12 protein-coding genes and 1 rRNA gene are annotated in these 12,440 nt (G+C 53.1%); all 13 read left to right on the top strand.

Features of this window, described 5'->3' with window-relative positions; translation table 11 throughout:
* The first annotated feature begins 13 nt into the window (after positions 1 to 13).
* Entirely contained in the window at positions 14 to 2,041 is a 2,028-nt protein-coding gene (ftsH, locus tag EVJ28_RS12345; protein ID WP_070329372.1) for an ATP-dependent zinc metalloprotease FtsH, read from the top strand.
* 94 nt (positions 2,042 to 2,135) lie between these two features.
* Positions 2,136 to 2,900, top strand: a complete 765-nt coding sequence (locus EVJ28_RS12340; RefSeq protein WP_070329371.1) for a type III pantothenate kinase — start codon at positions 2,136 to 2,138, stop codon at positions 2,898 to 2,900.
* 21 nt (positions 2,901 to 2,921) lie between these two features.
* Positions 2,922 to 3,848, top strand: a complete 927-nt coding sequence (hslO, locus tag EVJ28_RS12335; RefSeq protein ID WP_131489131.1) for an Hsp33 family molecular chaperone HslO — start codon at positions 2,922 to 2,924, stop codon at positions 3,846 to 3,848.
* An 86-nt stretch (positions 3,849 to 3,934) separates the two neighbouring features.
* Positions 3,935 to 4,888 carry a cysteine synthase A gene (gene cysK / locus EVJ28_RS12330; RefSeq protein ID WP_131458696.1) on the top strand — a complete coding sequence of 318 codons (954 nt, stop codon included), beginning with the start codon at positions 3,935 to 3,937 and terminating at the stop codon, positions 4,886 to 4,888.
* Positions 4,889 to 4,981: 93 nt separating this feature from the next.
* Positions 4,982 to 6,361: an anthranilate synthase component I family protein gene (locus EVJ28_RS12325; RefSeq protein WP_304986368.1), complete on the top strand. Its 1,380-nt coding sequence runs from the start codon at positions 4,982 to 4,984 to the stop codon at positions 6,359 to 6,361.
* Positions 6,358 to 6,942, top strand: coding sequence for an aminodeoxychorismate/anthranilate synthase component II (pabA, locus tag EVJ28_RS12320; protein WP_131489129.1), 585 nt, complete (start codon positions 6,358 to 6,360; stop codon positions 6,940 to 6,942). The genes EVJ28_RS12325 and pabA overlap by 4 nt, the downstream gene beginning before the upstream one ends.
* Positions 6,926 to 7,759 (top strand): aminotransferase class IV, encoded by an 834-nt coding sequence (locus EVJ28_RS12315; protein ID WP_131489127.1) that lies wholly within the window; start codon positions 6,926 to 6,928, stop codon positions 7,757 to 7,759. The genes pabA and EVJ28_RS12315 overlap by 17 nt, the downstream gene beginning before the upstream one ends.
* On the top strand, positions 7,756 to 8,541 hold the full coding sequence (gene folP, locus EVJ28_RS12310) for a dihydropteroate synthase (protein ID WP_070329366.1): 786 nt from the start codon (positions 7,756 to 7,758) through the stop codon (positions 8,539 to 8,541). Before EVJ28_RS12315 ends, folP begins: the two co-directional genes overlap by 4 nt.
* Entirely contained in the window at positions 8,534 to 8,899 is a 366-nt protein-coding gene (gene folB, locus EVJ28_RS12305; protein WP_201738419.1) for a dihydroneopterin aldolase, read from the top strand. Before folP ends, folB begins: the two co-directional genes overlap by 8 nt.
* Entirely contained in the window at positions 8,896 to 9,399 is a 504-nt protein-coding gene (gene folK / locus EVJ28_RS12300; protein WP_070329364.1) for a 2-amino-4-hydroxy-6-hydroxymethyldihydropteridine diphosphokinase, read from the top strand. The genes folB and folK overlap by 4 nt, the downstream gene beginning before the upstream one ends.
* A 22-nt stretch (positions 9,400 to 9,421) precedes the next feature.
* Entirely contained in the window at positions 9,422 to 10,417 is a 996-nt protein-coding gene (gene dusB / locus EVJ28_RS12295) for a tRNA dihydrouridine synthase DusB (protein ID WP_016509635.1), read from the top strand.
* Positions 10,418 to 10,565: 148 nt separating this feature from the next.
* The gene (gene lysS / locus EVJ28_RS12290) at positions 10,566 to 12,056 is read left to right on the top strand and encodes a lysine--tRNA ligase (protein WP_131489125.1); all 1,491 of its coding nucleotides are present in this window, start codon (positions 10,566 to 10,568) and stop codon (positions 12,054 to 12,056) included.
* 320 nt (positions 12,057 to 12,376) lie between these two features.
* Positions 12,377 to 12,440, top strand: a 16S ribosomal RNA gene (locus EVJ28_RS12285); the annotation flags it as partial.

Genomic DNA, 12,440 nt, shown 5'->3' with positions numbered 1-12,440 from the left:
TAGGAGGCAGAGAATGAATCGTGCAGTGAAAAACACCTTAGTGTTCGGTGTGATTTTCCTGGCCTTGATCTTGTTCCTTCAATATTTACAGAACCCGAGTAGCCAGAGCGAAACGCTCTCTTATTCGAAGTTCTTGGAATATGTGGAAGACGATCGGATCGAAACGGCAACCGTACAGGAAATCCCGGGAGCCATCTCAATTACAGGTGACCTTACAGGAGACGAAGACCAGCTTTATGAAACGAATATCCCGGCCAACGAGGCCGAATACGCCGAAGTGCTCTCGCAACTTCGCGCGAATACCGACATTCAAATCGAAGAATCAGAGTCGAGTGGTAGCTGGTTTAGCATCGTATTCGCGATCTTACCGTTCATCATCATCTTCATCTTGTTCTTCTTCTTGCTCAACCAAGCCCAAGGCGGCGGTGGTGGCGGTCGCGTGATGAACTTCGGGAAATCGAAGGCGAAACTCTACGACCAAGAAAAACGTCGTGTAACGTTTGATGACGTTGCCGGGGCGGATGAGGAGAAACAAGAACTCATCGAAGTCGTCGAATTCTTGAAAGACCCTCGCAAATTCTCGAGACTTGGAGCGCGGATTCCGAAAGGTGTCTTGCTCGTCGGTCCTCCGGGAACAGGTAAGACGTTACTCGCTCGTGCAGCTGCGGGAGAAGCCGGTGTACCGTTCTTCTCGATCTCAGGTTCTGACTTCGTCGAAATGTTCGTCGGTGTCGGGGCGTCGCGTGTCCGCGACTTGTTCGAGAACGCGAAAAAGAACGCACCGTGTATCATCTTCATCGATGAGATCGACGCGGTCGGACGCCAGCGTGGTGCCGGTCTTGGTGGTGGCCACGACGAGCGTGAGCAAACGCTCAACCAGCTTCTCGTCGAGATGGATGGATTTAGTGACAACGAAGGAATCATCATGATTGCCGCGACGAACCGTCCGGACATTCTTGACCCGGCCCTTCTTCGTCCAGGTCGATTCGACCGTCAAATCACGGTTGACCGCCCGGATGTTAAAGGCCGTGAAGCAGTACTCAAAGTTCACGCCCGTAACAAACCGCTCGATTCGACAGTTGACTTGAAGTCGATCGCGCAGCGGACGCCTGGATTCTCAGGTGCTGACCTTGAAAACTTGTTGAACGAAGCAGCGCTCGTCGCAGCCCGGTCTGACCGTTCAGCGGTCTCGGTCGTGGATGTCGAGGAAGCGATTGACCGTGTCATCGCTGGTCCTTCTAAGAAGAGCCGCGTCATCTCGGAGAAAGAACGCCAAATCGTCGCCTATCATGAGGCGGGTCATACGATTATCGGGATTGAACTCGAGAACGCAGACGAAGTGCACAAAGTGACAATCGTCCCACGTGGAAATGCTGGCGGATACGTCGTCATGCTTCCGAAAGAAGATCGTTACTTCATGACGAAACCTGAACTCGAAGATAAAATCGTTGGTCTCCTCGGGGGCCGCGTGGCGGAAGACGTCATCTTCGGTGAAGTGTCGACAGGAGCAAGCAATGACTTCCAACGCGCGACTGGTATCGCTCGGAAGATGGTCATGGATTACGGGATGAGCGACAAGCTCGGACCGCTCCAACTTGGATCGAACCATGGAGGACAAGTCTTCTTAGGTCGCGATTTCCAAACGGAACAAAACTACTCGGATGCGATTGCACAAGATATCGACCTCGAGATCCGGGACATCATCAACCGCTGTTACGCGAAAGCGAAACAGATTTTGACTGACCGTAAAGACGATCTCGAGCTCGTCGCGAAGACGTTGCTCGAAGTCGAGACGCTCGATTCGAAACAGATTCGTCACTTGATCAAGACGCGCGAATATCTTCCGCACGAACCGGAAGAGCCGTCTGAACCATCGAAAGATGATGCAAGCGATGAGGCGAAGAAAGATGAGGCGGCCGTCAAGCACGGGCAAGTCATCGATCAGCCTGGAGTCGTTCAAGAAGCGAAGCCGGACGTTGTCCCTGAAGGCGATAAGCCGGAAGCGACACCGACGGAACGCCCGAACAACGAATCACGGTAAGTGTAAGAGACGAATGCCCTAAATAAGGCATTCGTCTTTTTTCGTGTTATAATTCGAGCGAACTGTAATTGACAACAAAGTGAGGAACCATATCATGATTTTAGTGATCGATGTTGGGAATACAAATATTGTCCTCGGGATGTACGATGGTGAGACGCTCGTCCATCATTGGCGCATCTCGACGGACCGCACGAAAACGACCGACGAGTACGGTATGCTCGTCAAATCGCTGTTTGACCACTCGAACGTCTCGTTTGACCAAATCGACGGCGTCATTTTGTCTTCGGTTGTTCCACCGGTCATCTTCCCGCTCGAACAGATGTCGCAGCGCTACTTCAACGTCCGGCCGATCGTCGTCGGTCCCGGCGTGAAAACAGGTCTCGACATCCACGTCGATAATCCGCGTGAAGTCGGGGCGGACCGCATCGTCAACGCGGTCGCAGGTATTGCCAAGTACGACGGTCCATTGATCATCGTCGACTTCGGTACGGCGACGACGTATTGCTATATCGATGACAAACGCCGTTATCACGGCGGGATCATCTCCCCGGGGATTATGATCTCGGTCGAGGCGCTCTATCAACGGGCCGCGAAATTACCGCGCATCGAGCTCGCGACCCCGCCGACCGTCGTCGGGAAAAATACGATCCAAGCGATGCAATCGGGCACGTATTACGGGTATGTCGCCCAAGTCGACGGCATCGTCAGTCGCGTCAAGCGTGAAGTCGGGGAAGCGACCGTCATCGCGACAGGTGGGCTGGCCCGTTTGATCAGTGAACATGCCGAAACGATTGACGTCGTCGACTCGTTCTTGACGCTCGATGGACTTCGTCTCATCTATGAGCGCAACCAGAAATAAACTTTAAAGGAGTTACTCAATATGATTCAACCAGAACAACAAGCGTTACTTGACCAAATGAAAGACGACTATCTCGTCCGTGCCCTCGGGTTCGGTGGAGAAGTCCGGGCGTTCGCCGTACGGACGACAAAAACGATTTTCGAAACGCAACTTCGTCATCAGACGACACCGGTCGCCTCAGCCGCGCTCGGGCGGACGATGACGATCGGGACGATGATCGGTTCGATGCAAAAAGGAGCCGCGCGCGTCACCCTTAAAGTCGAAGGCGATGGACCGATCGGGAAAATCATCGTCGATGCGGACACGGCAGGAGACGTCCGCGGATACGTGTCACATCCGCGTGTCGAAGGCGGAACATTCGTCAACGACCACGGATTGACGAAGTTGAAAGTCGGCGATGTCGTCGGCCGCGGCACGGTCTCGGTCATCAAAGACCTCGGGCTAAAAGACTTCGTTGGCGGTTCGTCCGAAATTCAAACGGGTGAGATCAGTGAAGACTTCACGTACTACTTCGCGACGTCGGAACAAGTGCCTTCAGTCGTCGGAGCTGGTGTGCTCGTGCTTCCAGAAGATGAATCGATTTTAGCTGCCGGTGGGATTATCGTCCAGTTGATGCCGGACGCTTCAGAGCAAACGATTCAAGCGTTAGAAGACGCATTGAAAACGTTCCCGCCAGTGTCGGTTCTCATCGGAGAAGAGAAGACACCAGAAGAGATGCTGCATATGCTCCTCGGAGATAGCTTAGAAGTACTCGACCACCAAGCGATACAGTTCAACTGTACGTGCAGCCGGGATCGGATGGAAAGTGCGATCATCGGGCTCGGTACCGAAGAGATCCGTCAAATGATCGAAGAAGATGGCGGCGCCGAGGCGGTTTGCCACTTCTGTGGCGAAAAGTATCACTTCTCGGCTGAACAGCTCGAAGTGATGAAACAGCAAGCACGCTGAGGCTGTCGTTCCAAATTGCATATTTTCAATCCGATAGGGTATTATTACAATATCGGAATAGTCGGAATTATGAAGGAGGAAATGAAATGCGTATCGTAGATTCAGTGACAGACTTAATTGGAAAGACTCCGGTCGTGAAGTTGAACGGGCTGACTGGCCCGGATGACGCGACGGTTTACATGAAGTTAGAATATATGAACCCTGGTTCGAGTGTAAAAGACCGGATCGCCTTAGCGATGATCGAGGCCGCTGAGGAAGAAGGCGTCTTAAAGCCGGGTGACACAATCATCGAGCCGACGAGTGGGAACACGGGCATCGGACTCGCAATGGTCAGTGCCGCTAAAGGCTATAAGGCAATTCTCGTCATGCCGGAAACGATGAGTATGGAACGTCGCAATCTGCTTCGTGGATACGGTGCCGAGCTGATTTTGACGCCTGGTCCTGAGGGGATGGGCGGAGCGATTCGCCGGGCGACAGAAGAAGCTGAGAAAAACGGCTACTTCCTCCCGCAACAATTCAATAATGCGGCCAACCCGAACGTCCATGAAATGACGACCGGCCCTGAGATCGTCGATGCGTTCGACGCGTCAGGTCTTCAAGTCGATGCGTTCATCGCTGGTGTCGGTACAGGCGGAACGATCACAGGAGCGGGTAAAGTATTGAAAGCCCACTATCCGGACGTGCAAATTTTAGCGGTCGAACCGGTCGACTCTCCAGTCTTATCTGGCGGGAAGCCAGGACCTCATAAAATTCAAGGCATCGGGGCCGGCTTTATCCCGTCGATTTTAGACACTGAGATTTACGAAGGTGTCCTTCAAATCACGACAGAGCAGGCGTTCGAGTACGCGCGTCTCGCGGCTCGGACGAATGGTGTGCTCGGTGGCATCTCGTCAGGTGCAGCCATCGCGGCCGCGGTCGATACGGCGAAGCGCCTTGGGAAAGGCAAAAACGTGCTCGCGATCATCCCGTCAAACGGAGAACGCTACCTTAGCACGCCGCTCTATCAGTTCGACGAAGAATCAGATAGCGTTCGCGCATAACAAACGGCAGTTACCAGAAGACATCTTCTTTCGGTAATTGCCTTTTCTTGTGTACAATTAGAGGCATGAATGAGTGGAACGGGGGGATTTGACGTGAGAACGACAGCGTTCAAAACGATGCGAACGACAAAAGAGAGAATGTATGAGACGTATATGACGTTGACGGAAGCGGGCGAGCGCTATGCGTGGCTCGAGAGCGGGAGGGCTGGACGTTACACGATGGCCGGGATCGAGCCGTTCGGTGCGCTTCACGTGAAAGATGGGACTGGAACGCTCGTCATTTCAGATAAGACCGAGACGTTTTATGGCCAACCGCTCGACATCGTCGAGCAAGTGCGGGCCCGTTACGTTGCCGCAAGACCAGAAGGAGCACCGCCATTCTTCGGTGGGATGATCGGTTATGTCAGTTACGATGTCGCCCGGACACTCGAACGCTTGCCGCTTCAAGCCGAAGATGATCTAGGGACGCCCGACGTCTCGTTCTTGCTGTTTGACGAAGTGGCGGTATTTGACGAAGCGACATCGCTCCTCTATTTGCTGGTCACCGCCGATGAAGAAGTAGAAGCGAAGCTCGAGCGCTGGGCTGCCCTATGGCAGACGGAGACGCATTACACGTTCGGACCGGTCGCGCAAGCGCCACTCGAGCGAGCGCGTTCTCTATCGCAAGGTGAATTCGTCGAAGCTGTGCAGAAAATTCAAGACTACATCGTCGAAGGCGACGTGTTCCAAGTGAATCTGAGCGTCCGCCAATCGGAAGCGCTGCTCGCGGACCCACGCCACGTCTATGACACATTGCGCCAAATGAATCCCTCACCGTATATGGGGTACTTCGTCGACGATTTTTTGACGATGGTGTCGGCCTCGCCAGAACTGTTGATTGAGAAACACGGGACGTCGATCTCGACACGCCCGATCGCCGGGACACGGCCGCGCGGACGGGACGAGGCAGAAGATATGGAACTAGCGCGGACGTTGCTCGACAACGAGAAAGAGCGGGCCGAGCACGTCATGCTCGTTGATTTGGAGCGGAACGACCTCGGGAAAGTGGCGGCTTATGGGACGGTACACGTCGACGAATTGATGGTCATCGAGAAGTACTCACACGTCCAGCACATCGTTTCGAACGTGCGCGGCACGATCCGAGACGGTGTGTCCGGGTCAGAGGCGCTCGGGGCGATGTTCCCGGGCGGAACGATTACCGGTGCCCCGAAAATTCGGACGATGGAAATCATCGAGGAACTTGAACCGGTTCGACGTGGGATTTACACGGGTTCGTTCGGCTGGATCAGTTGGGACGACGACCTCGTCTTTAACATCACGATCCGGACGATGGTCGTCAAAGACGGGATGGCCCACGTCCAGGCTGGGGCAGGGATCGTCATCGACTCCGACCCGGTCGCTGAATATGAAGAATCGTTGTCGAAAGCGAAGGCGCTATGGGCCGCGAAAGAAATGACGGAGGCGACGGTATGATTTTACTCATCGATAACTACGACTCATTCACGTACAACTTGGTTCAATACTTTGGTGAGCTTGGAGAGGACTTGATCGTGCGTCGTAATGACGACGTTACGATCGAAGAGATTAAACAGATGGGTCCGAGTTATCTCGTCATCTCGCCAGGTCCGCGGACGCCGAACGAAGCGGGGATCAGCGTCGACGCGATTCGGACGTTTGCTGGGAATATCCCGATTTTCGGGGTGTGTCTCGGTCATCAAGCGATCGGTCAGGCGTTCGGCGGGAAAGTCGTCCATGCGGACCGCCTCATGCACGGGAAGACGTCACCGATCGAACATGACGGCAAGACGTTATTTAAAGACATCCCACAGCAGACGATCGTGACGCGTTACCATTCGCTCGCCGTCGAGCGCGCTTCATTGCCGTCCTGCTTAGAAGTGACGGCTGAGACGAGCACGGGCGAGATCATGGCGCTACGCCATAAAGAATTGCCGATCGAGGGCGTCCAATTCCATCCTGAAGCCATCTTGACGGAACATGGGAAAGACATGATTAAAAATTTTATCGAGGCGTATCGTCATGTGGCTTTGGCATAACGGCGAACTGCGCGGCAGTTCAGAAGTGACGGTGCCGGTTCACGACCACGGTTTTTTGTACGGGATGGGGTTGTTCGAGACGTTCCGGACGTTTGACGGGGTCCCGTTCTTGTTCGACCTCCATTGGGACAGGCTTGAGAAAAGTATGGACGCACTTTGGATCGATCTACCTTATACGAAGCAGGAAATCAGACAGGCGATTCAAGACGTCGTGCGTCAAAACGAGGCGCCGAACGTATATATCCGACTGAACGTCTCCGCCGGTGTCGCTCCGCTCGGTCTGCACGACGGGCGTTACTCACGGCCGAACGTGACGCTGCTCGTCAAACCGTTACCGGAAACGTTCGAACCGACCGAGAAACGGCTTGAGGCACTCCCGTTTCCGAGAAGTCGACCGGAAGCGGCGTTCCGTTTGAAGTCACATCACTATATGAACAACATCCTTGGAAAACGTGCCTTGGTCGACCGGGAAGCGGAAGGTTTGTTCGCGGACGAGGCGGGACGTGTCGTCGAGGGACTCGTCTCAAACATCTTTTGGGTGGAACAGGATGGGCGGCTATGGACGACGCCGCTCGCGACCGGGGCGCTTGCGGGCGTGACCCGGCACTGGCTGATGGAGACATTTGACGTGCTCGAACGTGACGTGACGTTTAAAGAACTCGAGCATGCATCCGAAATTTGGCTCACGAACTCGGTGCAACAAATCGCACCGGTCACCGCTTATGCCGGCCGGACGTATCCAGGCAAGCAGGGGGCTCGATTTACAGCGTGTTGGTCCGAGTTACGACGAGCAATTGAAAGTGAGGGAACAGCATGACAAAAATTATGGGCATTTTAAACGTGACGCCAGATTCATTTTCAGACGGTGGACGTTATAACGCAGTCGAGCAAGCGCTCGAACACGCTAAACGGCTCGTTCAGGACGGGGCCGATGCGATCGACGTCGGAGGCGAGTCGACAAGGCCGGGCGCACAGTTCGTCACGGCGGATCAAGAGATCGACCGAGTTGTCCCGGTCATTCGCCGCCTGAAAGAGGAGCTTGACGTCCTGATCTCGATCGATACGTACAAACCTATCGTTGCGCGAGCGGCACTTGAAGCGGGCGCTGACATGATCAATGACGTGTGGGGGTCGAAGTGGGACGATCAATCGATGGCAGAAGTGGCCAAAGAGTTTAACGTCCCGATCATTTTGATGCATAATCGAGACAACCGAAACTATGGACACTTCATCGAAGAAGTCGTCGGCGACATACAAGAATCAATCGCGATCGCCCGTGCCGCCGGTGTACGTGATGACCAGATTTGGTTAGACCCCGGCATCGGCTTCGCCAAGGACTACAACCAAAACTTAGAGCTCATGAATCGGCTCGACGTCATCACGAATCTCGGGTTCCCCGTTCTGCTCGGGACATCGCGAAAATCGTTCATCGGCCAGACACTTGATTTACCGACCGAGGAGCGGGTCGAAGGGACGGTCGCGACGACATGTCTCGGGATTGTGAAGGGGTGCGCCTGGGTACGGGTGCACGATGTGTTAGAGAACAAACGGGCGTCACGGATGATGGATGCGATGTTAGGAGGCGGACAAGTTGGATAAGATGTTTGTGAACGGGATGCGTTTTTACGGTTACCACGGTGTATTTGAAGAAGAGAACCGGCTCGGTCAGCGATTTAATATTGATTTGATGTGTGAGTTAGACCTGGCCCCTGCCGGCCAGTCCGATAATTTGGAAGACAGCGTCAGCTATGCCGGACTCTATCAACTGACAGAAGACATCGTCACAGGCGAGGCGGTCAACTTACTCGAAGCACTCGGTGAACGGATCACGACGGCCGTGCTCGCCCACAGTGACAAGATTCAAAGTGTGACGGTCAAGGTCATCAAACCGGATCCACCGATTCCGGGCCATTACGATTCGGTCGCGATCGAGATGACGCGGAGGCGTAACGGATGATGTATGTGGCGCTTGGTTCGAATATCGGTGAACGGGAGCGTTATTTGTTCGGTGCCCTTCAAGAGATGGAGGCGGCCGGTCTTCATGTGACGAAGCAATCGAATGTATACGAGACGGCACCGGTCGGCTATACAGATCAACCATCGTTTTATAACATGGTCGTCGAAGTCGAGACATCGCTAGGGGCGGACGATGCGCTCGTTCGTCTCCAACAGGTTGAGCGCGGTCTTGGGAGAGAGCGTCTGTTTAAGAACGGGCCGCGTACGATCGACCTTGACATCTTGCTCTATAACGGCGAATATATACAATCGAAGCACTTAACTGTTCCGCATCCGCGAATGCATGAACGTGCTTTTGTCCTTGCCCCGCTCGCGGAGATTGCTCCGACGCTCGAGGTTAATGGGAAGACGGTACGACAATTATGCGATGCCTTGCCGGAATCGGAGCGGCGCGACGTCGTACGTCTACAGTCGTTAACGTCATTAGTCGGTTCTGTTTAACGCTATTGAAGGAAGTGAAGCAATGTCAGGGTTCAAAATTGGTAACGTTGATATAAAAAATCGGGCGGTCCTCGCCCCGATGGCCGGAGTGACGAACCCGGCATTTCGTTTGATTGCGAAGGAATTCGGTGCCGGACTCGTTTGTGCGGAGATGGTCAGCGACAAAGGGATTTTATTTGAAAACGCGAGAACGCTGCGCATGTTATACGTCGATGAGCGCGAAAAGCCGCTCAGCCTGCAAATTTTTGGCGGTTCGAAAGACACGCTCGTGAAAGCGGCGCAATACGTGGATCAAAACACGAACGCCGATATCATCGACATCAACATGGGGTGTCCGGTCCCGAAAGTCACGAAATGTGAAGCGGGTGCTAAGTGGCTCCTCGATCCGGATAAGGTTTATGAGATGGTGAACGCTGTATCGAAGGCGGTGGACAAACCGGTGACCGTCAAGATGCGTACCGGCTGGGACAGTCAGCACATCTACCTCCTAGATAACGTCAGAGCGGCCGAATCCGGTGGCGCGGCGGCGATCGCGATTCACGGACGGACGCGGTCCCAATTGTATGAAGGAACAGCCAACTGGGAGCTTATTGGTGAGGCGAAGAAAATTGCCGGCATCCCGATTATCGGGAACGGTGATATTACGACGCCGCAACAAGCGAAGCATGCCCTCGACCATTACGGTGTCGATGCGGTCATGATCGGGCGGGCTGCCCTCGGAAATCCATGGATGCTCTATCAGACGGTGCAGTACCTCGAGACGGGTGAACTTCCGGCCGAGCCGGAGGCACGCGAGAAAATTGACATTTGCATGCTGCATCTCGATCGTTTGATCGACTTGAAAGGCGAGGTGGCGGCGGTTCGTGAAATGCGTCAACACGTGGCCTGGTACTTGAAAGGTCTCAAAGGAAACGGGCCGGTCCGTAAGCAAGTCTTCGAGTTGGAATCACGGGATGCCGTCGGGAGTGTGCTCTACGATTTCGTCGGACAGATCGAGAACGCGCCACAAGAAGTGTGAACTAGTGTAAAAAAGTGATTTATGGTAAGCTTGTTTGGCGAAAAAGTGATACGCAAAGAGCGAACAGCTTAGGCTGTGCTGTTGGCCGTGAGGTCGACAGCTTTTTGTTAGGACCAAACCCAATATGTATAGAGGAGTGAATGGAGTAGTGAGTCACGAGTTGGAAATGAACGACCAAATGCAGGTTCGATTTGAAAAGATGACTGAGATGCGCGCGCAAGGGCTCGACCCGTTCGGACATCGGTTCGAACGTTCAGCCCATGCCGGTGAATTACATGAGCAATATGAAGCGATTGAGAAAGAGGCGCTCGCTGAGCAAGACGTAGAAGTCACGCTCGCGGGACGGATTATGACGAAACGTGGAAAAGGGAAGGTCTTCTTCGCCCACATCCAAGACGTCACGGGACAGGTTCAAATTTACGTCCGTAAAAATGACGTAGGGGATGAGGCGTTTGATTTGTTCAAATCATCTGACCTCGGTGATATTGTCGGCGTGAAAGGTAAGCTGTTCAAAACGAATGTTGGCGAGTTATCGATTCACGTCGAGACGTTTGAACTTTTGACGAAAGCGCTCCGTCCGCTTCCAGACAAATATCATGGCTTAAAAGATGTCGAACAACGTTATCGTCAACGTTATCTCGATTTGATCACGAACAATGATTCGCGCCAAACATTCATTTTGCGTAGCCGAATCATTTCAGAGATCCGTAACTTCTTGAACCATCGCGGTTACTTAGAAGTTGAGACACCGATGCTCCATACGATTGCAGGCGGAGCAGCTGCCCGTCCGTTCTTGACGCACCATAACGCCCTCGATATGGAACTTTATATGCGCATCGCGATCGAGCTTCACTTGAAGCGCCTCATCGTCGGTGGCCTTGAGCGTGTTTATGAGATTGGCCGTGTCTTCCGTAACGAAGGTATCTCGACACGACACAACCCAGAGTTCACAATGATCGAGCTCTATGAAGCGTACGCTGATTACAACGACATCATGGATTTGACAGAAGAACTCGTTGCGCACGTTGCTAAAGAAGTACTCGGTACGACAGACGTGAAGTATGGAGAAGATACGATCCATCTTGGTGTCGGTTGGAAGCGGGCCCATATGGTCGACTTGGTTAAAGAAGAGATGGGTGTCGACTTCTGGCAGCAGATGTCTGATGCACAGGCACGTGAACTTGCGAAAGAGCACGGAGTAGAAGTCCAAGACCATATGACGTTCGGTCATATCGTCAACGAGTTCTTCGAACAAAAAATCGAAGAGACGTTGCTTCAACCTACGTTCGTCACGGGACATCCGGTCGAAGTGTCGCCGCTTGCGAAGAAGAACGATCAAGACCCGCGCTTCACAGATCGCTTCGAGCTGTTCATCGTTCGTCGTGAACACGCGAACGCGTTCACAGAGTTGAACGATCCAATCGATCAACGTGAGCGCTTCGAAGCCCAACTACTTGAAAAAGAAGCTGGGAACGATGAGGCCCATGAACTTGATAACGACTTCCTAGAAGCGCTCGAGTACGGGATGCCGCCAACAGGTGGTCTCGGAATCGGGATTGACCGTCTTGTCATGTTGCTCACAGACGCACCATCGATTCGCGACGTATTGCTCTTCCCGACAATGCGTCACCAACAGTAACAAGTTACGACCTCTCACCATTGCGGTGAGAGGTTTTTGGTTTCTACAGCCAAGCTATAACGTGGCAGGAAACTTTTTCAGAAAAACTTTTACCGAAACTATTGCATTCTATTTGAGGATGGGTTAAAGTAATAAACGTTGCCGCTGATGGCAGCGGAAAAGAATTAAAAAAGTGGTTGACAACTGTGTCGATGACTTGTAATATTGTAAGAGTCGTTAAGAGCGACAGACGAACTTTGAAAACTGAACGATGAGGCAAAAAAGTTTTACAAGTTTTGATTGAAGCGCAAGCTTCGTCATTTTCAAGAGCTATATCAAATTCTTTGGAGAGTTTGATCCTGGCTCAGGACGAACGCTGGCGGCGTGCCTAATACATGCAAGTCG

The organism is Exiguobacterium sp. SH3S3, from assembly GCF_004337115.1.
Classification (GTDB): Bacteria; Bacillota; Bacilli; order Exiguobacteriales; family Exiguobacteriaceae; genus Exiguobacterium; species Exiguobacterium aurantiacum_A.
The sequence above is the reverse complement of the archived record's forward strand: the minus strand, read 5'-3'. Positions and strand labels throughout refer to the sequence as shown.